Origin of the sequence: Micromonospora radicis (assembly GCF_003583405.1) — a bacterium.
Classification (GTDB): domain Bacteria; phylum Actinomycetota; class Actinomycetes; order Mycobacteriales; family Micromonosporaceae; genus Micromonospora; species Micromonospora radicis.
In genome coordinates, this window is record NZ_QXEC01000012.1 from 53,198 (window position 1) to 77,122 (window position 23,925).

23 protein-coding genes are annotated in these 23,925 nt (G+C 72.1%); 1 reads left to right on the forward strand and 22 read right to left on the reverse strand.

The window, feature by feature from the left end; genetic code table 11:
• Window positions 1-5 precede the first annotated feature (5 nt).
• From def to pyrR, 18 genes are all read right to left on the reverse strand, one after another.
• On the reverse strand, window positions 6-566 hold the full coding sequence (gene def, locus D2L64_RS14390) for a peptide deformylase (RefSeq protein ID WP_233558953.1): 561 nt from the start codon (window positions 564-566) through the stop codon (window positions 6-8).
• Window positions 567-609: 43 nt separating this feature from the next.
• Window positions 610-1,848 (reverse strand): cytochrome P450, encoded by a 1,239-nt coding sequence (locus D2L64_RS14395; RefSeq protein WP_407663105.1) that lies wholly within the window; start codon window positions 1,846-1,848, stop codon window positions 610-612.
• Window positions 1,849-1,960: 112 nt separating this feature from the next.
• Window positions 1,961-2,944, reverse strand: coding sequence for an AAA family ATPase (locus tag D2L64_RS14400; protein WP_119576832.1), 984 nt, complete (start codon window positions 2,942-2,944; stop codon window positions 1,961-1,963).
• 313 nt (window positions 2,945-3,257) lie between these two features.
• On the reverse strand, window positions 3,258-5,258 hold the full coding sequence (locus D2L64_RS14405) for a primosomal protein N' (RefSeq protein WP_119576512.1): 2,001 nt from the start codon (window positions 5,256-5,258) through the stop codon (window positions 3,258-3,260).
• Between the two features lie 59 nt (window positions 5,259-5,317).
• The gene (gene metK, locus D2L64_RS14410) at window positions 5,318-6,511 is read right to left on the reverse strand and encodes a methionine adenosyltransferase (RefSeq protein WP_119576515.1); all 1,194 of its coding nucleotides are present in this window, start codon (window positions 6,509-6,511) and stop codon (window positions 5,318-5,320) included.
• A gap of 73 nt (window positions 6,512-6,584) precedes the next feature.
• The gene (gene coaBC, locus D2L64_RS14415; RefSeq protein WP_119576518.1) at window positions 6,585-7,811 is read right to left on the reverse strand and encodes a bifunctional phosphopantothenoylcysteine decarboxylase/phosphopantothenate--cysteine ligase CoaBC; all 1,227 of its coding nucleotides are present in this window, start codon (window positions 7,809-7,811) and stop codon (window positions 6,585-6,587) included.
• A 13-nt stretch (window positions 7,812-7,824) separates the two neighbouring features.
• Window positions 7,825-8,088 carry a DNA-directed RNA polymerase subunit omega gene (gene rpoZ, locus D2L64_RS14420; RefSeq protein WP_007075826.1) on the reverse strand — a complete coding sequence of 88 codons (264 nt, stop codon included), beginning with the start codon at window positions 8,086-8,088 and terminating at the stop codon, window positions 7,825-7,827.
• A gap of 51 nt (window positions 8,089-8,139) precedes the next feature.
• Window positions 8,140-8,673, reverse strand: a complete 534-nt coding sequence (locus tag D2L64_RS14425; protein WP_119576521.1) for a nucleoside/nucleotide kinase family protein — start codon at window positions 8,671-8,673, stop codon at window positions 8,140-8,142.
• Between the two features lie 25 nt (window positions 8,674-8,698).
• Window positions 8,699-9,016, reverse strand: coding sequence for an integration host factor, actinobacterial type (gene mihF / locus D2L64_RS14430; RefSeq protein WP_007458370.1), 318 nt, complete (start codon window positions 9,014-9,016; stop codon window positions 8,699-8,701).
• 171 nt (window positions 9,017-9,187) lie between these two features.
• Entirely contained in the window at window positions 9,188-10,024 is an 837-nt protein-coding gene (pyrF, locus tag D2L64_RS14435) for an orotidine-5'-phosphate decarboxylase (protein WP_119576523.1), read from the reverse strand.
• 77 nt (window positions 10,025-10,101) lie between these two features.
• Window positions 10,102-11,376, reverse strand: coding sequence for an adenosylmethionine--8-amino-7-oxononanoate transaminase (locus D2L64_RS14440; protein ID WP_119576526.1), 1,275 nt, complete (start codon window positions 11,374-11,376; stop codon window positions 10,102-10,104).
• Window positions 11,377-11,495: 119 nt separating this feature from the next.
• The gene (locus D2L64_RS14445; RefSeq protein ID WP_119576529.1) at window positions 11,496-12,536 is read right to left on the reverse strand and encodes a quinone-dependent dihydroorotate dehydrogenase; all 1,041 of its coding nucleotides are present in this window, start codon (window positions 12,534-12,536) and stop codon (window positions 11,496-11,498) included.
• The gene (locus tag D2L64_RS28275; RefSeq protein ID WP_267898672.1) at window positions 12,533-12,658 is read right to left on the reverse strand and encodes a hypothetical protein; all 126 of its coding nucleotides are present in this window, start codon (window positions 12,656-12,658) and stop codon (window positions 12,533-12,535) included. The genes D2L64_RS14445 and D2L64_RS28275 overlap by 4 nt, the downstream gene beginning before the upstream one ends.
• Window positions 12,655-16,053, reverse strand: coding sequence for a carbamoyl-phosphate synthase large subunit (gene carB / locus D2L64_RS14450; protein WP_119576531.1), 3,399 nt, complete (start codon window positions 16,051-16,053; stop codon window positions 12,655-12,657). The genes D2L64_RS28275 and carB overlap by 4 nt, the downstream gene beginning before the upstream one ends.
• On the reverse strand, window positions 16,046-17,209 hold the full coding sequence (carA, locus tag D2L64_RS14455) for a glutamine-hydrolyzing carbamoyl-phosphate synthase small subunit (protein WP_119576534.1): 1,164 nt from the start codon (window positions 17,207-17,209) through the stop codon (window positions 16,046-16,048). The genes carB and carA overlap by 8 nt, the downstream gene beginning before the upstream one ends.
• A gap of 103 nt (window positions 17,210-17,312) precedes the next feature.
• Window positions 17,313-18,590: a dihydroorotase gene (locus D2L64_RS14460; RefSeq protein WP_119576537.1), complete on the reverse strand. Its 1,278-nt coding sequence runs from the start codon at window positions 18,588-18,590 to the stop codon at window positions 17,313-17,315.
• On the reverse strand, window positions 18,587-19,513 hold the full coding sequence (locus D2L64_RS14465) for an aspartate carbamoyltransferase catalytic subunit (RefSeq protein ID WP_119576540.1): 927 nt from the start codon (window positions 19,511-19,513) through the stop codon (window positions 18,587-18,589). Before D2L64_RS14465 ends, D2L64_RS14460 begins: the two co-directional genes overlap by 4 nt.
• 151 nt (window positions 19,514-19,664) lie before the next feature.
• On the reverse strand, window positions 19,665-20,249 hold the full coding sequence (gene pyrR, locus D2L64_RS14470; RefSeq protein ID WP_119576543.1) for a bifunctional pyr operon transcriptional regulator/uracil phosphoribosyltransferase PyrR: 585 nt from the start codon (window positions 20,247-20,249) through the stop codon (window positions 19,665-19,667).
• Between the two features lie 314 nt (window positions 20,250-20,563).
• Here pyrR and bldD point away from each other — a divergent pair, with 314 nt between their 5' ends.
• Complete coding sequence (gene bldD, locus D2L64_RS14475) at window positions 20,564-21,052, forward strand: transcriptional regulator BldD (RefSeq protein ID WP_007458348.1); 489 nt, start codon at window positions 20,564-20,566, stop codon at window positions 21,050-21,052.
• A gap of 61 nt (window positions 21,053-21,113) precedes the next feature.
• Here bldD and nusB read toward each other — a convergent pair whose 3' ends face one another.
• From nusB to aroB, 4 genes are all read right to left on the reverse strand, one after another.
• A complete protein-coding gene (nusB, locus tag D2L64_RS14480) occupies window positions 21,114-21,524 on the reverse strand; it encodes a transcription antitermination factor NusB (protein ID WP_199714535.1) in 411 nt (136 codons plus the stop codon).
• 23 nt (window positions 21,525-21,547) lie between these two features.
• Window positions 21,548-22,105: an elongation factor P gene (gene efp / locus D2L64_RS14485; protein WP_119576549.1), complete on the reverse strand. Its 558-nt coding sequence runs from the start codon at window positions 22,103-22,105 to the stop codon at window positions 21,548-21,550.
• A 166-nt stretch (window positions 22,106-22,271) separates the two neighbouring features.
• On the reverse strand, window positions 22,272-22,712 hold the full coding sequence (gene aroQ, locus D2L64_RS14490) for a type II 3-dehydroquinate dehydratase (RefSeq protein ID WP_119576552.1): 441 nt from the start codon (window positions 22,710-22,712) through the stop codon (window positions 22,272-22,274).
• Window positions 22,709-23,812 (reverse strand): 3-dehydroquinate synthase, encoded by a 1,104-nt coding sequence (gene aroB / locus D2L64_RS14495; RefSeq protein ID WP_119576555.1) that lies wholly within the window; start codon window positions 23,810-23,812, stop codon window positions 22,709-22,711. Before aroB ends, aroQ begins: the two co-directional genes overlap by 4 nt.
• Window positions 23,813-23,925: the final 113 nt, after the last annotated feature.

Here is a 23,925-nt window from a genome sequence, read left to right on the forward strand (position 1 = left end):
CCGGGTCACCGCCCCAGACCGAACGGGTTGCCGGCGCCGTGCGGGCTCAACTTGACGGTGGGTGGCGCGGCGTCGTCGTACCACTCGGCCTGCCGGATCGCCTTCATCGCCTCCTTGCGGCCGGCCGGGTCCAGCCGGTCGACGAAGAGCACCCCGTCGAGGTGGTCGGTCTCGTGCTGCACGCAGCGGGCCATCAGGCCGGTGCCGACGATCTGCACCGGGTCGCCGTAGCCGTTGAAGCCCTTGGCGACCACGTTCTGTCGACGCTTGGTGTCGAAGTACAGCCCGGGGATGGACAGGCAGCCCTCCGGGCCGTCCTGCTCCTCGGCGTCGGGGAACTCCAGCACCGGGTTCACCAGGTGCCCGAGCACGTCGTCCACGTCGAAGGTGAACACCCGCAGGCCCACACCGAGTTGCGGCGCGGCGAGACCGGCGCCGCTGCTCTCACGCATGGTGTCGGTCAGGTCGGCGATGAGCTTGCGCAGCTCGACGTCGAAGTCGACCACCGGATCGGCCGGCGTGCGCAGCACCGGATCCCCGAACAGACGGATGGGCTGGACGGTCACGCGGGTGGACTCCTTCACGGCAGGACGAGAGTGCCGTACCAGTCTACGGAGTGCCCGGTGCCGTCCCGGCCGGCGCACCATGATCGGCGCCGGGCGCCGGCCGACCCACGGTGACCGGCAGGTTGTCGTACCCGCGCAGGGTCAGCCGGATCCGCCGCCGGGGCGTACCGGCCGGGACCAGCTCGGGCAGCCGGCGCAGCAACAGCGGGAAGGCGACCTGCGCCTCCAGCCGGGCCAGCCCGGCACCGAGGCAGTAGTGCGGGCCGGCGCCGAAGGAGAGCGGACTCGGCGCGGCCCGCCACGGGTCGAACCGGTCCGGGTCCGGGTGCCGCCGGGGATCCCGGTTGGCCGCGCCGAGCAGCAGCAGGAGCCAACTGCCGGCGGGCAGCTCGACGCCGCCGACCCGCACCGCCTCGGCGGTGGTCCGGGTGGTCAGCTGCACCGGCGAGTCGTAGCGCAGCAGCTCGTCGACGTAGGCCGGGGCGTGCTCCGGGTGCCGCCGCAGCGCGTCGGCGGCCGCCGGGTGGGCCAGCAGTACCGCCAGGCCGTTGCCCAGCAGGTTGGTGGTGGTCTCGAAGCCGGCCACGAGCAGGATCACCAGGTTGGCCAGCAGTTCCTCGGCGGAGAGCCGGTCACCGGCGTCGTGCGCCTGCACCAGCGCGGTGGTCAGGTCGTCGGCCGGGCGACGGCGCCGGGCGGCCACCAGCTCGGTGAAGTAGCGGCGCAGCTCGGTGGCGCCCGCGTCGGCCGACGCCAGCTCGTCGGGGGTCAGTTCCGGTTCCAGTACGCCGGTGAGGTCGGCCGCCCAGCGCCGGAACAGCGGCCGGTCGGCGGCCGGCACGCCGAGCAGGGCGCAGATCACCCCGACCGGCAGCGGATAGGCGAAGTGGGTCATGAAGTCCACCGGCCGACCGTCCCGGCCGGCCGCCGCCAGCGTGTCGATCAGCTCGGCGGCCTGTGCGGTCACCACGTCCCGCAGGCCGGCGATCCGGCGTGGGGTGAAGGCCGCGGCGGCGAGCCGCCGCATCCGGCTGTGGTCGGGCGGGTTGGTGCGCAGCATCGACCGGGCGATCGAGGCCAGTGCGGGGCTGTCGCGCCACTGCGGCATCACGCCGTCGCGGAGGTTGTCGTCCAGCACCTGGACCCGGGGGTCACGCAGGAGTTCGTCGGCCTCGGCGTGGCCGGTGACCGCGTACAGGCCGGGGCCGGCCGCCGCTACCGGGCCGTGGGCCCGCAGCCACTCGTACGCCGGGTACGGGTCGACGCGTCCCTCCGGTGACATGAGTGACGCGAGCGCCTGCGCAGCATCCACGATGGCCTCCCCGGTGAGCCGAAGGCTCCATCATGCCCGCGCGGCGCCACCCGGCCCAGCCAGGCTCGCCCGACCCAGGAGGTCAGCCGGCGGCGCCGGACTCCCCCGCCAGCACCGCGTCGCCGGCCAGCAGCGCGTGCTCGGGCAGCGGCAGCCGGATGTCGTGTGCCGCCTCCCAGTCGTGGATCAGGCTGGGACGGGCCTGCGCGGCGAAGTAGTCGACCGCACTCATCCCGCCCACCACCGGCTCGTCGACCTCGGCGACCAGCCGGCCGGGCACCAGGCGGAACCCGCCACGCAGCGCGGCACTGAGCCGGCGATGCCCGTCGACGACGAAGAAGTACTCGCCGGTGAAGCCGATCTCCAACGGTTCCAGAGCCGTCTCGCCGGCGGCGACGACCTCCCCGACGAACGACGAGTCCCAGAGCCCGCGCAGGCCCGCGATGTCCTCGGTCGGGTAGATCCGGGCCGGGTCGAGCAGCAGCAGCGGTGGCGCGGCCCGCAGCACGTCCGCGGCGAGCCGCCCCTCGTACGCGTCGATGATCCGCTCGATCACCTCTTCCGCGGGGGACCGGGTGGTGTCGCAGATCAGGTCGTAGTTGCGCAGTCGGGCCTTGTCCACGCCGTAGCGGACCAGGAAGCGGCCACGCTCGCTCTCGCTGCGCTCCCGCAGCTTGGCCTTGGCCTCCTCCAGCGAGGTGTAGCTCTCGGCCGGGCCGGAGGGGCGCAGCAGCACCCGGCGGGCCGCCTCGCCCGGCTCGGTGATCATGTGCACCTTGAGCGCGTCGGTGAAGAAGTGCCAGGCCAGCCGCGAGTCCATCACCAGGCTCTCACCGGAGGCGGCGATGTCGCGCTGGAGCTGGTCGACGTAGCCGTCGACGGCCTGGTCCAGCTCGGCGTGCAGATTGAGCTGGAGCGCGGTCATCTGACGCTCCTGGGCCATCTGCCGGTAGAGGTCACCGACGCTGACCCGGCGCAGCCCGAGCCGCTTGGAGATCTCCACGGACACGGTGCTCTTGCCGCTGCCCAGGTCACCGTTGAAGACGATCGACTGACGAACGGTCACGACTGGCCCACCCCTGATCACCAGCTGATTGCGAGCATCGACTTCGCGCCGAACCGGCGCGGTGGCGCCACCCTGCGACATCTCCAGCTCGGCGCGGCTCACGCCGCACCGTCTCCAGGAGCTGTCGTGCGCCCCGACATGACGGGCGACTCTACCACTCTCGCCAGGCCCTTCCCGAAGACGCGACCACCCACGGGCGAGTCATCACCGACCGCGACAATCCGCTCACATCCGGCAGCTCTCGCGCCCTTCGGTCGCCCACCTCCGCCGGGCCGAACCCGGCACCGCGACCGGACCAGCCGCAGCCGGCCGATCAGAACAGCGCGAGCGGGTCGACCTGCAGCCGTACCGGGTCGGCCGCCTTGCGGGCACTGCGCACCCCGGCCGCCGAGTGCAACGCCTCGGCCAGGGCCGCGGCCCGCGCCCGGGGCACCCGGACCAGCATCCGCTCCCGCTCACCGTCGGCCGGCACCGGACCGAGCAGCTCCGCCCCGTCGGGCAGCCGCGCCTGCGCCAACAGGTCGGCCACCGCGGCCGCCGGACCGGTCACGCTGGCCATCCGTACCGCCGGCGGGAAACCCAGCTCACGCCGCTCGGCCAACTCCCGGGCGGCGAACCAGGCGGGATCCCAGCGCAGCAGCGCCTGCACCGGCGCCAGTGCGCCGTCGGCGACCACCACCACCCGGCCACCGGCCGACGCCGGCCGGGCCAGGGCCGCCGCGGCACACCAGCGACGCAGCGCCTCCTCCCCGGCCCGCAGGTCGGCCCGGGTCAGCAGGGCCCAGGTGTCCAGCAGCAGCACGGCGCCGTACCCGCCCACCGCGACCGGTTCGGCCCCCGGTGTCGCGATCACCAGGGCGGCACCGGCGGGCACGTCGGTCAACACCTCTTCCCGGCCGGAGGTGCGTACCGGCACGCCGGGGAAGGCCCGGCCCAGCTCCTCGGCGGTCCGCCGGGCACCGGTGACCGAGGCCCGCAGCCGCCGGCCACCGCACTCGGGGCAGGCGTACGCGGCGGCGACCCGGCCGCACCACCGGCACAGCGGGGCCCCGCCGGCCGAGGGCAGCGCCAGTGGGCCCGCGCAGTGCGGACAGCGGGCCGGGGTACGACAGTCGGCACAGGCCACCGAGGGTAGGTAGCCCCGGCGCGGTACCTGCACCAGGACCGGAAGCTCCGCCCGCAACGCCTCCCGGGCCGCGGTCCAGGCCAGGCTGGGCAGCCGGGCGGTCGCCGCACCCGGGTCACGGGCCAGCTGCGGGTCGTCGCCGGCCGGGGTGACGGCGGGGGTACGCGCCCGCAGCACCGCCCGGTCGGCGACCACCTCACGGGCCCAGCCGGTCTCCACCAGCAACTGCGCCTCGGCGGTACGCGCGTAGCCGCCCACCAGCGCCGCGGCGCCGTCGAGCTGGGCCCGGGTGAGCAGCACCTCACGGGCGTGCGGGTACGGTGCCCGGGGCTCGGCGTGCAGGTCGTCCCCGTCGTCCCAGACCGCCACCAGGCCCAGCCGGGCCACCGGGGCGAACATCGCCGCCCGGGTGCCGATGACCACCGGCGCGTCGTGTCGCCGGGCGGTGAGGAAGGCGCGGTACCGGCGGGCCGGACCGAGCGCGGCGGACAGGCACACGTGCCGGCCGGCGCCCAGCGTCGCGGTCAGAGCGGCGTCCAGCCGGTCCAGGTCCCGCCCGTCGGCGACCACCACCAGGGCACCCCGGCCGCCGGCCACGGTCGCCGCGACCGCGGTGGCGTAGCGGGCCGCCCAGTCCTCCCCCGGCAACGCCGACCACACCGCGCGGGGCGCCTTCCCGTCGGCGAGCGCCCGCAGCAGTGCCGGCCCCGCCGGGTAGTCCCGCCACCCGCCGGCCTCCGGCGGCGTGCCCCGGTCGGGGTCGCCGTCCGCGGGCGGTGCCGCCGGACCCGGCTCGGGTCCGCCGTGCGCGGGCGGTGCCGCCAGACCCGGCTCGGGTCCGCCGTCCGCGGGCTGCGCCGGGGTGGCGGAGAGTTCCTTCTCCACCCGCGCGTGCCGGGGCGGGACCGCCAGGCGCAGCACGTCGGCCAGGCTGCCGGCGTACCGGTCGGCGACGGCCCGGGCCAGCCGGGCCACCTCGGGGGCGAGCACCGGCACCGGCGAGACCAGCTTCTCCAGGTACGCCAGCCGGGGATGCTCGGAACGGTCGACCCGCTGGAGCAGCCAGCCGTCGACGAGCTGGCCGGCGAAGCGCACCTTCACCCGCACCCCGGGCTGCGCCGCCCCGGCCAGCTCCTGCGGGACCAGGTAGTCGAAGGGACGGTCCAGGTGGGCCAGCGGCACGTCCACGCAGACACGAGCGACCGGCGACCCGTCCGCGGGCCGCCGGTCGTCTCGCCTACTCGCGGTCAGGCTCCCGCAGCCGACTTGAGGTCGGCGGCCCGGTCGGTGCTCTCCCAGGTCAGGTCCGGCAGCTCCCGGCCGAAGTGGCCGTAGGCGGCGGTCTGCCGGTAGATCGGGCGCAGCAGGTGCAGATCCCGGATGATCGCGGCCGGACGCAGGTCGAAGACCTCCTTCACCGCCTTCTCGATCGAGGCCACCGGCACCGTCTCGGTACCGAAGGTCTCGATGAACAGGCTCACCGGGTGGGCCTTGCCGATCGCGTAGGCGACCTGCGCCTCGCACCGCTCGGCCAGCCCGGCGGCCACCACGTTCTTGGCCACCCACCGCATCGCGTACGCCGCCGACCGGTCGACCTTCGACGGGTCCTTGCCGGAGAACGCGCCACCGCCGTGCCGGGCGTACCCGCCGTACGTGTCGACGATGATCTTGCGGCCGGTCAGCCCCGCGTCACCCATCGGGCCACCGATCTCGAACCGGCCCGTCGGGTTGACCAGCAGCCGGTAGCCCTCGGTGTCCAGGCCGAGGCTGTCCAGCTCCGGCGCGATCACGTGCTCGCGCACGTCGGGGGTGAGCAGCGACTCCAGCGAGATGTCCGCGGCGTGCTGGCTGGAGACCACGACCGTGTTCAGCCGCACCGGCCGCAGGCCCTCGTACTCGATGGTGACCTGGGTCTTGCCGTCGGGCCGCAGGTACGGAACCGTGCCGTCCTTGCGTACCGCGGCGAGCCGGCGGGCCAGCCGGTGCGCGAGGGCGATCGGCAGCGGCATCAGTTCCGGCGTCTCCGAGCAGGCGAAGCCGAACATCATGCCCTGGTCGCCGGCGCCCTGCGCGTCCAGCGCGCTCTCCGAGGCGCCGGTGCGCAACTCGAACGCGTTGTCCACTCCCTGGGCGATGTCCGGCGACTGTGCACCGATCGAGACGTTCACCCCGCACGACGCGCCGTCGAAGCCCTTCTTCGACGAGTCGTATCCGATGTTGAGAATCGTCTCCCGGACAATCGTCGGGATGTCGGCGTACGCCTTCGTGGTGACCTCACCGGCCACGTGCACCTGGCCGGTGGTGATCAGGGTCTCGACCGCGACGCGACTGTGCGGGTCCTGGGTGAGCAGGGCGTCGAGGATACCGTCACTGATCTGATCGGCGATCTTGTCCGGGTGGCCTTCCGTGACCGATTCGGACGTGAAAAGACGGCGTGTCACGGCACTCCTAAGTTTTTGGATGTCGTTCCGCGGCAGTGTAGTCACCGACCGCTGCGGTTGCGTCGACGGTCGCCTAGCCGTCCACCCGTAAGGAGGAGACCCCGGCCAGCCGGGCGACGACGAGATCCCACACCCCGTCGGCGAGCTCCTCCTTGGACTGTTCGGGCATCCGATTGACCGTACCGTCCACGTCGATGACGGTCGCCGCGTTCGTGTCGGCGCCGAAGACCTTGTCCGGCCCGACCTCGTTGATGACGATGAGGTCGGCCCGTTTCCGGGCGAGCTTGGCCCGGCCGTTGGCCTCGGCGTCGCCGGTCTCCGCGGCGAACACCACCAGCACCTGCTCCGGTCGACGGCGCCGCCCCAACTCGGCGGCGATGTCGGGGTTGGTGACCAGCTCGATGGTGGGCGCCGCGCCGTCGTCGGACTTCTTGATTTTGCCAGTCGCGTACATCGCCGGCCGGAAATCGGCCGGCGCCGCCGCCATCACCACCGCGTCGGCGTCGACCGCCGCCTCCAGCGTCGCCGCCCGCAACTCCCCGGTCGTGCCCACCCGCACCACGTCCACGCCCGCCGGATCCGCCAGCGTCACGTTGGCCGAGACCAGCGTGACCCGGGCGCCGCGGGCGACCGCACAACGGGCGAACGCGTAGCCCTGTTTGCCGGAGGAACGGTTACCGAGGAAACGTACCGGGTCCAGCGGCTCCCGGGTGCCCCCGGCGGTGACCACCACGTGCCGGCCGGTCAGGTCCGCCGGGGCGGCGGCGCCGCGGACCAGGGCCCGCCGGGCCACCGCGAAGATCTCCGCCGGGTCGGGCAGCCGCCCCTTGCCGGTGTCGGCACCGGTGAGCCGGCCCACGGCGGGCTCGATGACCCGCACCCCGCGGTCGCGCAACGTCGCCACGTTGGCCACGGTGGCCGGGTGCTCCCACATCTCGGTGTGCATGGCCGGGGCCAGCACCACCGGGCAACGGGCGGTGAGCAGCGTGTTGGTCAGCAGGTCGTCGGCGATGCCCTGGGCGGCCTTGGCCAACAGATCCGCGGTGGTGGGCGCGACCACCACCAGGTCGGCCTGCTTGCCGAGGCGCACGTGCGGCACCTCGTGCACGTCGGACCAGACGTCCTCGGCGACCGGTTGACCGGACAGCGCCGCCCAGGTCGGCGCGCCGACGAAACGCAGCGCGGCGGCCGTCGGCACGACCCGGACCTGGTGGCCCGACTCGGTGAACAGGCGCAGCAGCTCACACGCCTTGTACGCGGCGATACCGCCACCGACGCCGAGAACGACCCGGACGCTCATCGAGGTGCGGAGGTTACGGCTGGTCGGTCGGCTCGGCGGTGAGCAGACCGGCGTTGATCTCGCGCATCGCGATGGAGAGCGGCTTCTCCTGCGGAGTGGTCTCGACCAGCGGACCCACGTACTCGAGCAGGCCCTCGCCCAGCTGGCTGTAGTAGGCGTTGACCTGACGCGCGCGCTTGGCCGCGAAGATGACCAGCGCGTACTTCGACGTGGTCTTCTCCAGGAGCTCGTCGATCGGCGGGTTGGTGATGCCTTCGGGGTTGGCGATGGATCCCACGGATTAACCTCTGCGTCTTTCGCACGGACCGCGCGAACGCGGTGCCGGCGCTCAACCGCGCGGACGCGGCCGGGCCGGAGCCAGGAAGGAAGAACCGATGAATCCTACCAGCTCGTCCACCACCCGCTCGGTGTGGTCGTACGACACGCTGTGGTCGAAAGCCGCCACGATGGCCTGATCCGGGATCCGGCCGGGTGGGTGCAGCAGCACGAGTCGCGCTTCGGGCCAGACGGCCCGGACCAGCAGCGCCCCGTCGAGGTCGAGTGGGAGCAGGACCGGCGTTCGGGCGGCGACCCGGCTGCGCAGCGCGGCACTCTCGGTGCCCCGCCGGTACGCGCCGAGCCGGCTCCACTCCAGCAGGTCACCGGCGGCCACCCGCCGGTCGAACTCCGGTGGCGTGAGGAATGCGCGGTGGACGCCGTCCAGCTCACCCTCCCGGCGGGGCCGGGTGGTCACCGTGACCGGCGTCCACACTGACGGAGAACGCGCCCGGACCAGCTCGACGACACTCTCCCTGCCGGCACCGGATGGGCCGGCCAGGACAGTGAGCCGAGCCGCCGGGCGCGCCTCGTCATCCAAGCTCACTGCTTGTTTCTACACGCAGCCGTGCTCAGTTGGCGGCGAACTCCCCAAGCAGAGCCTTGCGCTGCTGCTCGCCGAGGCCACGAAGGCGACGGCTGTCGGCGATCTTGAGCTTCTCCATGATCTGGGTAGCCCGGATCTTGCCGATGCCCGGCATTGCCTGCAGCACGGCCGACACCTTGAGCTTGCCGACGACATCGTCGGACTCGGCCCGCTCAAGAACGGCTCCGAGGGTGGTCTTGCCCTGCTTGAGCTGCTCCTTCAGCTCGGCGCGGGCTTTGCGGATCTCCGCGGCCTTCTCCAGCGCGGCTGCGCGCTGTTCCGGGGTCAGTGACGGGAGCGGCACCAGTTCTCCTCAGGTCCCTATCGCGACGGGCGGGGCGCGCCGCCGCATCTGTGAAACGTGGTGTCGCTGTGAACCAAGGGGTTCCCAGCGCGGGGAAAACTAGCGGTCAACGGAGCTTTCGGCAACGTGGGCGCGCGATGATCACCGCAAAGTGACCGAGCCGTCAGTCAGTCAGGACATCGCCAGCGCGGCCCGACAGTCGACCACTGCGCGGTCCGCCGCGGCACGCAGTGCCTCCGGGTCCGGGCCCGCTCCCAGCACCTCCCGGGAGTACGAGGGCAGCACGGCGGGCAGGGCGGTGCCGAAGACCACCCGCAGATCCGCCGCCGTGGCACCCTGCGCGCCGAGGCCCGGCGCGAGCAGTGGACCGTTCACGGCGGACAGGTCGCAGCCGGTCTCGCCGACCGTCGCGCCGATCACCGCACCGATGCTTCCGAGCGGCTCCGCACCCATGTTGAGCTGCGCAATCTCGTCGAGAACCTGCTGCGCGACGGTACGTCCGTCGGCGGTACGGGCCCGCTGGACGGCGGCGCCCTCGGGGTTGGAGGTGAGGGCCAGGACGAAGACTCCGCCGCCGTGTTCGGCGGCCAGATCGAACATCGGTGCGAGCGAGCCGACGCCCAGGAAGGGGCTCGCGGTCACCGCGTCCACATACATGGGGCTGGATGGGTCGAGGTACGCCGAGGCGTACGCATGGACCGTCGAGCCGATGTCGCCGCGCTTGACGTCGAGTAGAACGAGCGAGCCGCGATCCCGTAACTGTCGGATAGTTGACTCAAGAACCGCCACGCCTTGAGACCCGAATCGCTCGAAGAAGGCCGACTGGGGCTTGACCACCGCAACCCGGTCACCGAGGGCTTCCACGACGGTCCGGGCGAACCGGCTCAGCCCCGCCACGTCGTCGGCAAGACCCCACCTGGCCAGCAAGGCCGGGTGCGGGTCGATACCGACGCAGAGCGGCCCCCGCTCGTCGACCGCCCGATGCAGCCGGGCACCGAAACTCTCCATACCCCCAGCGCCTCTCTCTCGTGCTCAACTTGCCTTGTTCGGCTACTCAACCTTGGTCGACGGAATCAGCTGACTACTCAGGCGACCTTGACCGCAGCAGCGATACCCGTCGCGATCAGTGCCAGATCGGCGTCGCCGGTGACGTACGGCGGCATGGTGTAGACCAGATCCCGGAACGGACGCAGCCAGACCCCCTGCGCCACTGCGGCGGCCGTGGCGGCGGCGAGATCGACCTCGTGGTCGAGTTGCACCACGCCGATCCCGCCGAGCACCCGCACGTCGAGAACGCCCGGTGCGCCGCGCAGCGGCGCCAGCCCGGCCCGCAGACCACGCTGCAGCCGCGCCACCTGCCCGGCCCAGTCCCCCGACCGCAGCAGACCCAGCGAGGCGTTGGCGACCGCGCAGGCCAACGGGTTACCCATGAACGTCGGGCCGTGCGCCAACCCGCCACCGGCACGGATGCCGGCGGAGACCTCGGCCGTGCACAGCGCGGCGGCCAGGGTGAGATAGCCACCGGTGAGCGCCTTGCCGACACACATCACGTCCGGCACGACCCCGGCGTGCTCGCCGGCGAACATCGTCCCGGTCCGGCCGAAGCCGGTGGCGATCTCGTCAAAGATCAGCAGTACGCCGTGGGCGCGGGTCACCTCACGCAGCACCCGCAGGTAGTGCGGGTGGTGGAAGCGCATCCCACCGGCGCCCTGTACCACCGGCTCGACGATCACCGCGGCCAGCTCGTCGGCGTGCCGCTCGACCGCCTCGACCAGCGCCGCCTCGTACGCCGGATCGGGTGGGGTGTCGAAGCCCGCGGGCGGAACCGGGGCGAAGACCTGCCGGGGCAGCACGTCGCCCCACAGGTGGTGCATGCCACCCTCGGGATCACAGACGCTCATCGGATGGAACGTGTCGCCGTGGTACCCGCCCCGCCAGGTGCCCAGCCGGCGCCGCCCCGGCCGGCCGGTGGCCCGCTGGTACTGCAGGCACATCTTGACCGCGACCTCGACGCTCACCGACCCGGAGTCGGCCAGGAACACGTGTTCCAGCCCGTCCGGAGCCAGCTCGACCAGGCTACGGGCCAGCTCCACGGCGGGCGCGTGGGTCAACCCACCGAACATCACGTGACTCATCCGACCCAGCTGGTCGGTCACCGCCGCGTCCAGCACCGGATGCCGGTAGCCGTGGATCGCCGCCCACCAGGACGACATCCCGTCGACCAGCTCACGCCCGTCGGCCAGTCGCAGGCGCACCCCCTCGGCACCGTCCACCAGATACGGCGGCACGGCCGGCGGCAACACCGAGTACGGGTGCCAGACGTGCGCCGCGTCAGCGGCGAGCACCTCCTCCGGGGTCATCGCTCCTCCTTGCGCCCCCTTTGCTCTGCCTCAACCACGCAACGGTCTGAGCGAAGAACCCGTGCGTGCGGTGCGGCAGCGCAAAGCCGGTGGTGATTAGGTGGGGTTCGGCCGGCCGGTCAGGCCCCGGTCGCGGTGAGCCGGGCGGCGCCCGCGGCCGCCCGGGCGACCGCCCGGGGCAACGCCGGACCGCGGTAGATGAAGCCGGTGTAGAGCTGCACCAGGCTGGCCCCGGAGTCGAACATCCGGGTCGCGTCGTCGGGGTCGACGATGCCGCCGACCCCGATGATGGGTAGCCGACCACCGGTCTCGGCATGGACGAAGGCGACGACCCGCCGGGCCCGGTCGGCCAACGGCCGGCCGGACAGTCCGCCGGTCTCGCCGGCCCGCCCCTGGTCACCCGGGGCGAGACCGTCGCGGCTCAGGGTGGTGTTCGTCGCGATCACCCCGGCGGCACCCCGGGCCAGGCAGACCTCCAACAGCTCGGCGATGGCCGGCTCGGAGAGGTCCGGGGCGATCTTCACCAGCACCGGCTTCTCCCCGACCAGCGCGGCCAGCAACGCGTCCAGGTGGTCGCGGTCCTGCAACGCGCGCAGCCCGGGAGTGTTCGGCGAGGACACGTTGACCGCGAAGTAGTCACCGTGCCCGCGCAGCGCCCGGTACGACGTCCGATAGTCCTCCACCGCCTCGTCCAGCGGCGTCACCTTGGACTTGCCGAGCGAGATCCCCAGCGGTACGCCGAGCGGGCGGGGCAGCGCCGCGAGCCGGTCCGCCAGCGCCGCCGCACCCGCGTTGTTGAAGCCCATCCGGTTGATCACTGCCGTGCTCGCCGGCAGCCGGAACAGCCGGGGCCGGGGATTGCCCGGCTGCGCGTGCGCGGTGACCGTGCCGACCTCGACAAACCCGAAGCCCAGCGCCGGCCAGGCCGGCAGCGCCACACCGTCCTTGTCCATCCCGGCGGCCAGTCCGACCGGGTTGGGGAACCGGACCCCGAACACGGTGCGGGGAGCCGCCACCGCGTACCGGGCCCGCACCGCCGCCAGCGCCACCGGTGTCCGTGACAACGCGCTCAACCGCCGCAGGGTCCACTCGTGCGCCGCCTCCGCGTCACCGCCACCGATCCGGAACAGCCCCCGGCGCACCGTCCGCTCGAACATCACCCCACCTCCCCGGACCACCCGGCACCACCCCGGACCACTCCGTTGATCATGATGTTGACGGCGATGCCGATCTCCGCCACTGCCGCCAACCTCATGATCAACGCGGGTTGGGTGGGGGTCATCGGGAGGTCCGGAGGGTGGCGTGCAGGGCCTGGAGGGGGCGTACCTGCATGTCGCCGCGGATGCGGGCCTCGATGCCCATCACCGCGGCGGCGGCGCCGGGGACGGTGGTGATGCAGGGGATGTCCGCGGTCACCGCGGCGCTACGGATCTCGTAGCCGTCGGAACGGGCACTGGCTCCGGAACCCTGCGGGGTGTTGATCACCAGAGCCACCCGGCCCGACCGGATCAACGAGACCGCGTCGTCGACCGAGCCGGCCTCGTAGTGCTTGGGCGCCAACTCGCAGGCGATGCCGTGCCGGCGCAGCACCTCCGCGGTGCCGCTGGTCGCGACGATCTCGAAGCCCAGGTCGGCCAGGCGCTTCACCGGGAAGATCATGCCGCGCTTGTCCCGGTTCGCCACCGACACGAAGATCTTGCCCTGGGTGGGCAGCGACCCGTACGCGGCCGACTGGGACTTGGCGAAGGCGTGCCCGAAGGCGGTGTCGATGCCCATCACCTCACCCGTGGACTTCATCTCCGGGCCGAGCAGCGAATCCACCCCCTTGCCGGCCGGCGTACGGAACCGCTTGAACGGCAGCACCGCCTCCTTCACCGCGATCGGGGCGTCCGGCGGTAGCGTGCCGCCGTCCCCGGTCGCCGGCAGCAGACCCTCCGCCCGCAGGTCGGCGATGGTCGCGCCGAGCGCGATCCGGGCCGCCGCCTTGGCCAACGGCACCGCCGTGGCCTTGGAGACGAACGGCACGGTACGCGAGGCCCGCGGGTTGGCCTCCAGCACGTACAGCGCGTCGTCCTTCAACGCGTACTGGACGTTGAGCAGGCCGCGTACGCCGACCCCCCGGGCGATCGCCTCGGTGTACCGGCGCACCTGGGCCACGTGCGAGCTGGCCAGGGTGATCGGCGGCAGCGCGCAGGAGGAGTCACCAGAGTGGATGCCCGCCTCCTCGATGTGCTCCATGATCCCGCCGAGGTAGACCTCGCCGTCGGCGTCGCAGAGCGCGTCGACGTCGATCTCGATGGCGTCGTCAAGGAACCGGTCCACCAGCACCGGGTGGTCCGGGGAGATGTCGGTGGCCCGGCCGATGTAGTCGCGCAGGGTGGCGTCGTCGTAGACGATCTCCATGCCCCGCCCGCCCAGCACGTACGACGGGCGCACCAGCACCGGGTAGCCGATCTCGTCGGCGATCTCCTTCGCCTCGTCGTAGGAGGTGGCGGTGCCGTGCGCCGGGGCGCGCAGACCGGCACGGGCCAGCAGCGAGCCGAAGGCACCGCGCTCCTCGGCCAGGTGGATCGACTCCGGCGAGGTGCCGACCACCGGCACTCCGGCGTCCTTGAGCCGCTGGGCCAGCCCGAGCGGGGTCTGCCCGCCGAGCTGCACGATCACCCCGACCACGCCCGGCCCACCGGCGGCCCGCCCGGAGGTGTCCTCGGCGTGCCAGACCTCCAGCACGTCCTCGAAGGTCAGCGGCTCGAAGTAGAGCCGGTCGGCGGTGTCGTAGTCGGTGGAGACCGTCTCCGGGTTGCAGTTGACCATCACGGTCTCGAACCCCGAGCCGGCGCCTTCGGCACCGGAACCGGACGCCCCGGCCGAGCCGACCGGTGCGCTTCGCAGCGCCTGTACGGCGTGCACACACGAGTAGTCGAACTCGATGCCCTGCCCGATCCGGTTCGGGCCGGAGCCGAGGATCAACACCTTGGGCCGCGTCGACCCGACCACCTCGGTCTCCGAGTCGTACGACGAGTAGTGGTACGGCGTGGTCGCCTCGAACTCGGCGGCACAGGTGTCCACCGTCTTGTAGACCGGCCGGATGTCGAGCCGGTGCCGCAGCGTCCGTACCCCGTCCTCGGCAGCCAGTTCGGGACGCAACGCCGCCAGCTGGCGATCGGACAGACCGGCCCGCTTGGCCCGTCGCAGCAGGTCGGCGTCGAGCACCGGGGCGGCCACGATCTCGGCGCGCAGCTCGACCAGCCCGGCGATCTGGTCCAGGAACCACGGGTCGATCCCGCCGGAGGCCGCGGTGACCTCGGCGATCGAGGCGCCCAACCGCAGCGCCCGCTCCACCGTGTAGAGCCGCCCGTCGTGCGGGACGCCCAGCGCGGCGAGGGTGTTCTCCCTCGTCGCCCCGGCCGGGTCCGGCACGGTCCAGAAGCCGGCCGCCTTCGTCTCCATCGACCGCATCGCCTTGTTCAGCGCCTCGGTGAAGTTGCGACCGAGGCTCATCGCCTCACCGACCGACTTCATCGTGGTGGTCAGCTCCGGGTCCGCACCGGGGAACTTCTCGAACGCGAACCGGGGGATCTTCACCACCACGTAGTCCAGCGTCGGCTCGAACGCGGCCGGCGTCTTGAGCGTGATGTCGTTGGGGATCTCGTCGAGGGTGTAGCCGATGGCCAGCTTCGCCGCGATCTTCGCGATCGGGAAACCGGTCGCCTTCGACGCCAGCGCCGAGGAACGCGACACCCGCGGGTTCATCTCGATGACGACGATCCGGCCGTCGGCCGGGTTCACCGCGAACTGGATGTTGCAGCCACCGGTGTCCACCCCCACCTCGCGCAGCACCGCGATACCCAGGTCACGCAGGGCCTGGTACTCACGGTCCGTGAGCGTCATGGCTGGCGCCACGGTCACGCTGTCGCCGGTGTGCACACCCATCGGGTCGATGTTCTCGATCGAACAGACCACCACCACGTTGTCGTGCCGGTCGCGCATGAGTTCGAGCTCGTACTCCTTCCAGCCGAGCACGCTCTCCTCGATCAGCACCTCGTGCACCGGGCTGGCGGCCAGCCCGGAACCGGCGATGCGCTCCAGGTCGTCGTCGGTGTGCGCCATGCCCGAACCGAGACCGCCCATGGTGAACGACGGCCGGATCACCACCGGCAGGCCCAGCTCCGCCACCGTCTCGCGGACCTCGTCCATCGAGTGGCACACCCGCGAGCGCGGCACCAGGCCGGCCGGATCCTCGACGCCGATGCGGACCCCCGCCTTGGCGACGATCTCCTTGAACAGCTGCCGGTCCTCACCGCGCCGGATCGCGTCGATGTCGGCGCCGATCAACTCGACGCCGTACTTCTCCAGCACCCCCGCCTCGTGCAACGCGACCGCGGTGTTCAGCGCGGTCTGCCCGCCCAGGGTCGGCAGCACCGCGTCCGGCCGCTCCTTGGCGATGACCAGCTCGACGAACTCCGGGGTGATCGGCTCGACGTAGGTGGCGTCGGCGAACTCCGGGTCCGTCATGATCGTGGCCGGGTTGGAGTTGACCAGGCTGACCCGGATCCCCTCGCTGCGCAGCACCCGGCACGCCTGGGTGCCGGAGTAGTCGAACTCGCAGGCCTGCCCGATGACGATCGGCCCGGAGCCGATCACCAGGATGTGCTTGAGATCGGTCCGCTTAGGCATTCGTGCGCCCCTCGCTGTGGGTCCGGCCCTCGATCAACTCGGCGAACCGGTCGAAGAGGTAGTCCGCGTCGTGCGGACCGGCCGCCGCCTCCGGGTGGTACTGGACGGTGAACGCGGGCACGTCGGTGGCCCGCAGCCCCTCGACCACGTTGTCGTTGAGGCAGAGATGACTCACCTGCACGCCACCGAACTCGGTCTCGATCACCTGGTCGGGGACGACCGCGCCCGGTCGTACGCCGGGTAGCTGCACGGCGAAACCGTGGTTGTGGCTGGTCACCTCGACCTTGCCGGTGACCCGGTCGAGCACCGGCTGGTTGATGCCCCGGTGGCCGTAACCGAGCTTGTAGGTGCCGAAGCCGAGGGCCCGGCCGAGGATCTGGCTGCCGAAGCAGATGCCGAACAGCGGCACCTGCCGGCGCAGCACCTCCTGGGCCAGCTTGACCGGTCCGTCCGCGGTGGCCGGGTCACCCGGGCCGGGCGAGAAGAAGACCGCGTCGGCGCCGGTGGCCAGCAGATCCTCGATGGTCGAGTGCGCCGGCAGCACGTGGGTCGTCACCCCGCGGGCCGCCAGCCGGCGCGGCACGTTGCGCTTGATGCCCAGGTCCAGCGCGGCCACCGTGAACCGGTGCTCCCCCTCGGCGTCGACCACGTACGGCGCCGCGGTGGTCACCTCGGCGGACAGGTCCGCGCCGAGCATCTGCGGCGACTGGCGGACCCGGGCCAGCAGCGCCCGCGGATCGTCGGCGACGCTGGAGATGCCGACCCGCATCGCGCCGCGCTCGCGCAGGTGCCGGGTCAACGCCCGGGTGTCCACCCCGCTGATGCCGACGATCCCCTCGGTGGCCAGCCGGTCCTCCAGCCCGCCGGTGGACCGCCAGTTCGAGCTGATCCGGGCCGGGTCCCGCACCACGTAGCCGGCCACCCAGATCCGCCGCGACTCGTCGTCGTCGCCGTTCACGCCGGTGTTGCCGATGTGCGGGGCGGTCTGCACCACCACTTGCCGGTGGTACGACGGGTCGGTCAGCGTCTCCTGGTAACCGGTCATCCCGGTGTTGAAGACCGCCTCACCGAAGGTCTCCCCGACGCTGCCGTACGCCTCGCCGTGGAACGTGCGCCCGTCCTCCAGGACGAGCATCGCCGGACGCCGACGACTCATGCCGCGCCTCCGATCCGGACTGCGGTGCTCCGCTGGGCTGCACTCACTCGAGTCCGCCTTTCGTTCGCGACTGCGGGACTCCGCTGCGCTACATTCCTCACGCTCACCGGACTGCCTTTCCGTCCAGGACCGTCGCCTCGCCACGCAGGAAGGTCGCCACGATGCGACCCGGCAGCGTCATCCGGGCGTACGGGGTGTTGCGGCTACGACTGGCCGACTCCGCCGGGTCGATCACCCGGCGGACCGCCGGGTCGACCAGGGTCAGGTTGGCCGGCACGCCGGGCGCCGGGTCGTGGCCGTGTTCGGTCAGCCCGGCGATCCGGGCCGGGGCACGCGACATCCGCTCGGCGATCAGATCCCACTGCGGACCGAGCACGTCGAGCGCGATCGACAGCGCCGTCTCCAGCCCGAGCATGCCCGGCCGGGCGTACGCCCACTCGCACTCCTTGTCCTCCACGGCGTGCGGGGCGTGGTCGGTGGCGATGATGTCGATCACGCCGTCGGCCAGAGCGGCACGCAGGGCCGTGATGTCGGTGGCGGTACGCAGCGGCGGGTTCACCTTGAAGACCGGGTCGTACGTCTCGGCCCGAACATCGGTCAGCAGCAGGTGGTGCGGGGTCACCTCGGCGGTGACCCGTACCCCCCGGGCCTTGGCCTGGCGCAGCACCTCGACGCTGCCGGCCGTGGAGACGTGGCAGACGTGCAGGCGGCTGCCGACGTGCTCGGCCAGCAGCACGTCCCGGGCGATGATCGCCTCCTCGGCCACCGCCGGCCAGCCGGTCAGGCCGAGTCGGGTGGAGACCTCACCCTCGTGCATCTGCGCACCCTCGGTGAGCCGGGGCTCCTCCGCGTGCTGGGCGATGATCCCGTCGAACGCCTTGACGTACTCCAGCGCCCGGCGCATCAGCCGGGGATCGGCCACGCAGTGCCCGTCGTCGGAGAAGATCCGCACCCGGGCGGCGGAGTCGGCCATCGCGCCCAGCTCGGCCAGCCGCTCGCCGGCCAGCCCGACGGTGACCGCGCCGATCGGCTGCACGTCGACCAGCCCGGCCTCACGGCCGAGCCGCCACACCTGCTCCACCACCCCGGCGGTGTCGGCCACCGGCGAGGTGTTCGCCATCGCGCAGACCGCGGTGTAGCCGCCCATCGCCGCCGCCCGGGAACCGGTCTCGACGGTCTCGGCGTCCTCCCGGCCCGGCTCACGCAGGTGGGTGTGCAGGTCGACCAGGCCGGGCAGGGCGACCAGGCCGTCGGCGTCGACCACGGTCGCCTCCGGCGCGGACAGCCCCGGGCCGACCTCGGCCACCACGCCGTCGCGCAGCAGCAGGTCGGTCGGTGCCGCACCGAGCACGCTGACGTTCCTGATCAGGTACGAGTTCACCGGTTGTTCCCCCCGAGCAGCAGGTAGAGGACGGCCATCCGCACGGAGACCCCGTTGGCGACCTGTTCGACGATGGTGGAGCGGGGCGAGTCGGCCACTTCGGGCGTGATCTCCATCCCCCGGTTCATCGGCCCGGGGTGCATGACGATCGCGTGCTCCGGCAGCCGAGCCATGCGCGAGCCGTCCAGGCCGTAGCGGCGGGCGTACTCGCGGGCGGACGGGAAGTACGAGTCACCCATCCGCTCCCGCTGCACCCGCAGCATCATCACCACGTCGGCCGAGGGCAGCACCGCGTCGAGGTCGTAGCAGACGTCGGTGCCGGGGGCGAGCGCCGCGGCGATGTCGAGCGGAATGAGGGTGGGCGGCCCGACCAGGGTGACCTTGGCGCCGAGCGTGGAGAGCAGCAGCACGTTGGAGCGGGCCACCCGCGAGTGCAGCACGTCGCCGACCACCGCCACCGACAGGCCGGCCAGCCGGCCCAGCCGGGAGCGCATCGTGTACGCGTCCAGCAGCGCCTGGGTGGGATGCTCGTGGGTGCCGTCGCCGGCGTTGACCACCGAACCGTCGACCCAGTCGGCGAGCCGGTGCGGGGCGCCCGAGGCGGGGTGCCGCACGACCACCGCGTCGGCCCCCATCGCCTGCAGGGTCAACGCGGTGTCCTTCAGGCTCTCGCCCTTGGCGACGCTGGACCCCTTCGCCGAGAAGTTGATCACATCGGCGGAGAGCCGCTTCGCCGCTGCCTCGAAGGAGATCCGGGTGCGGGTGGAATCTTCGTAGAAGAGGTTGACCACGGTCCGACCGCGCAGCGCGGGCAGCTTCTTGACCTCACGGCCGGAGACGGCGGCCATCTCGGCGGCGGTGTCCAGGATCTGGGTGGCGGTGTCGGCGTCCAGGTCGGCACCGGAGAGCAGGTGACGGATCACTGGACCGACCCTTCGTTCACATTCCTCGCACTCACCGGAACAAGCCTTCCGTTCGCGACTGCGGGGCTCCGCTGCGCTGCACTCCTCGCACTCACCGGAACAAACCTTCCGTTCGCGACTGCGGGGCTCCGCTGCGCTGCACTCCTCGCACTCACCGGGCTACCTCACCGTAGAGCCGGACCTCGTCGCTGCCGTCGGTCTCGGCCAGGGTCACCTTCACGCTCTCGGCGAGCGCGGTCGGGATGTTCTTGCCGACGTAGTCGGCGCGGATCGGCAACTGCCGGTGGCCCCGGTCGACCAGCACGGCGAGCTGCACGAAGGCCGGACGCCCGAGGTCGCCCAGCGCGTCGAGGGCGGCGCGGACGCTGCGGCCGGAGAAGAGCACGTCGTCGACGAGGATCACCCGCATGCCGTCGATGCCGTCGGGCGGCAGTTGGGTGGGGCCCACCGCACGGGTGGCGTTGCGCCGCAGGTCGTCGCGGTACAGTGTGATGTCGAGCACGCCCACCGGCACGGAGATGCCCTCGAAGGCGTTGATCCGGGCGGCCAGCCGCTGGGCGAGCGGGACGCCGCGGGTCGGGATACCGAGCAGCACGGTGTCGGCCGCGCCCTGGGTCTTCTCGAGAATCTGGTGGGCGATCCGGTCGACGACGCGCTGGACGTCGACGCTGCTCAGGATCACCTTCACCGAGGGTTGTCGCGGTGGCGACGAGTGGGCAGCCGTTGGGTAGGCCACGGCGGACCTCCTTCCCCGCCTCACGGGACGGGTCGTTAAAGGATGTCGGATCCTCCCGGCCGGCCGTAGGCGCCCGGCCGCGGGCTGCGGTCACGTTACCAGTGGTCGCCGCCCTGAGGACGGTCGGGCACGGTGGCTCACGCCACGTTGCCGTCCGCATCGGCGGAACATCGATTCAGCGGGCGAAACGGTACAACTCCCCCGCCGTGTCCCACCCGTCGGCAACGACCACTTGACCACGTGTACGAATCCCCGTACCGTCACGCTCCGTAGCGATCGCTGGGAGAACCCCGAGCAGCACTGGGAGTGTCCGAATGCCCTCTGAATACGCCAAGTCTCTGGGCGCCCGTCTGCGCTCCATCCGCCAGCAGCAGGGCCTGTCCCTGCAGGGGGTGGAGGAGAAGTCGAACGGGCGATGGAAGGCGGTGGTGGTCGGCTCGTACGAGCGCGGCGACCGCGCCGTCACGGTGTCCCGCCTGGCCGAGCTGGCCGAGTTCTACCGCGTACCGGTCTCGGAGTTGTTGCCCGACGGCAGCGGAGTGCGGCACGAGCCGACCAGCAAGATCGTCCTGGACCTGGAGCGTCTCTACGACGAGGCCAGCGAGGATCTCGCCTACGTCGCCCGGTACGCCCGCGCCATCCAGCAGCAGCGCGGTGACTACAACGGCCGGGTGCTCTCGATCCGCGCCGACGACCTGCGTGCCCTGGCGATCGTCTACGACGCCTCGCCGTCCGGCCTGATCGAGCGGCTGACCGAGCACGGCGTGCTGGTCGCCGACCCGCGGGCGTTCTTCGCCTCCTGAGCTTCACCCGAAGGGCCCGTGCCGTCCGGCACGGGCCCTTCGTCGGCGCTTCGGCGCCTGGTCAGCGGGTCGCGTACTCGGCGATCCGGCCGAGCAGGCCGTTGAGGAAGCGGGGGGAGTCGTCCGTCGACATCTGCCGGGCCAGCTCGACGGCCTCACTGATCGCCACCGCGTCGTCGATCTCGTCGACGTAGAGCAACTCGTAGACCGCGATCCGGGCGAGGTTGCGGTCGACCACCGGCATCCGGTCCAGTGTCCAGCCCTCGGCGTAGCTGGAGATCAGCTCGTCGATCCGGTCCAGGTGACCGGCCACCCCCTCGACCAGGCCGACCGCGTACCCCAGGTGGTCGGGGTGCGGCTTCTCGATCCGTTCGAGGTAGCCGGCCAACACCTCGACCGGCGGACGATCACGCAGGTCGGCCTCGAAGAGCACGTCCAGCGCCCGCTTGCGCGCCTTGCGGCGCGCCGGCATCTGCTGCTTCGGACCCTCGGCCATCAGGCGCGGCCGAGGTAACGGCCGTCGCGCGTGTCGACCTTGATCTTCTCACCGGTGGTGATGAAGAGCGGCACCTGCACGGTCGCACCGGTCTCCACGGTCGCCGGCTTGTTGCCGCCGGTGGACCGGTCACCCTGCAGACCCGGCTCGGTGTAGGTGACCTCCAGCACGACGGAGGTCGGCAGCTCCACGTAGAGCGGCACCCCCTCGTGGGTGGCGACGATCGCCTCGGCCTCGGGCAGCAGGTAGTTCGCCGCCTCGCCGACCGTCCCGCCGGGCACGGTGATCTGGTCGAACGTCTCCATGTCCATGAAGACGTAGTCCTCGCCGTCGGCGTACAGGTACTGCATGGTGCGCTTGTCCACGGTCGCGGTCTCGACCTTGGTGCCCGCGTTGAAGGTCTTGTCGACGACCTTGCCGGAGAGCACGTTCTTCAGCGTGGTACGCACGAACGCACCACCCTTACCGGGCTTGACGTGCTGGAACTCGACGACGGACCAGAGCTCCCCGTCGAGGTTGAGTACCAGGCCGTTCTTCAGGTCGTTGGTGGTGGCCATTTCCTGCCTTGATCGTCATTTGGCGGACAGACCCAGCAAGTCTACTAGCCACCACCGAACCCGCCGCCCGCCGCCGTCACGGGCCGCCTTCGCCGGACCTTCGCCGGACCTCGTTGGCATCCGCTGCCCGTCGCCGCCGGAGGTGTCGTACGGCGACCGGCGGACGTCAGACCCCCTGGCTGAGACGGGTGGCGAGGTGGTGCAGGGCGAGCCGGTAGCCGTCGACGCCGAGACCACAGATCACCCCGGTGGCCACGGCCGAGACGACCGAGTGGTGCCGGAACTCCTCGCGGGCGTGGATGTTGGAGATGTGCACCTCCACCAGCGGCGCCCGCAGCAGCGCGCAGGCGTCCCGTACCGCGATCGAGTAGTGCGACCAGGCCGCCGGGTTGAGCACCACCGCCGCCTGCTCGTCGGCCGCGGCGTGCAGCCAGCCGATCAGCTCGTGCTCGGCGTCGGTCTGCCGGACGACCACGTCGAGGCCGAGCTCCCGCCCGGTGGACTCGCAGGAGGTCACCAGGTCGGCGTAACTGGTCGCGCCGTACACGTCGACCTGACGGGTACCGAGCCGACCCAGGTTCGGCCCGTTGAGCACGTACACCCTCACGCGGCGCCACCCCCCGGCGCCGGCTGCGAACCCACCGCCGCGTAGGCGGCGTGCAGCAGGTCGTCGTCCGGGCCCTCCAACAGCGCCGGCCGGGCCAGCCCGTCGAGCACCACGAAACGCAACCGGTTGCCACGTGCCTTCTTGTCCACCCGCATCGCCGACAGCAGCCGGGGCCAGGCGTCGGCGGGGTACTCGGTGGGCAGCCCGAGGGCGGTCACCACGTCGCGGTGCCGGCCGGCGGTGGCCGCGTCCAGCCGACCGGCGAGACGGGCCAGTTCGGCGGCGTACACCAGGCCGACGGCGACCGCATCGCCGTGCCGCCAGCGGTACCCCTCGACCTTCTCGATCGCGTGCGCCAGGGTGTGCCCGTAGTTGAGCACCTCCCGTACGCCCGATTCCCGCAGGTCACCGGCGACCACGTCGGCCTTGACCCGGATCGCCCGTTCGATCAGCTCCCGGGCGAGCGGCCCGGTCGAGTCGGTGGCCGCCGCCGGATCCCGCTGCACCAGGTCGAGGATGACCGGGTCGGCGATGAACCCGCACTTGACCACCTCGGCCAGGCCGGCGGCCAGATCGGCCGGGGGCAGCGTGTCCAGCGTGCCGAGGTCCGCCAGCACCCCGACCGGCGGGTGGAAGGCACCGACGAGGTTCTTGCCGGCCGCGGTGTTGATGCCGGTCTTCCCACCGACCGCCGCGTCGACCATGCCGAGCAGCGAGGTGGCCACCGGCACCCACCGCACCCCGCGCAGCCAGCAGGCCGCCACGAACCCGGCCAGGTCGGTGACGGCACCGCCGCCGATCCCGACCACCGCGTCGGTACGGGTGAACCCGGCGTCACCGAGCCGGTCCCAGCAGTCCGCCGCCACGTCGACGTGCTTACCCGCCTCGGCGTCGGGCACCTCGATCGGCAGCGGGGTCATCCCCGCGGCGCCGAGCCGGGCACCGACGGCCTCGGCCAGTTCCTTCAGCGGCGGGGCGTGCAGCACCGCCACCCGGCCGGCGCCGGGCAGCAGGCCGGGCAGCGTGTCCAGCAGGTCACGGCCGACCAGTACGTCGTACGGCCGCTCGCCGCCGACCGGAATCCGGGTCACCTCGTCCATCGCCGGGAGCCTAGTCCACCGGTACCCGCGGTGACCGGTTCCGCCCACCGTGCGCCCGATGGTTGGAACACGGGTTTACCGCCTCGTGAACGGGCAGCCACGCCAAGGACGAA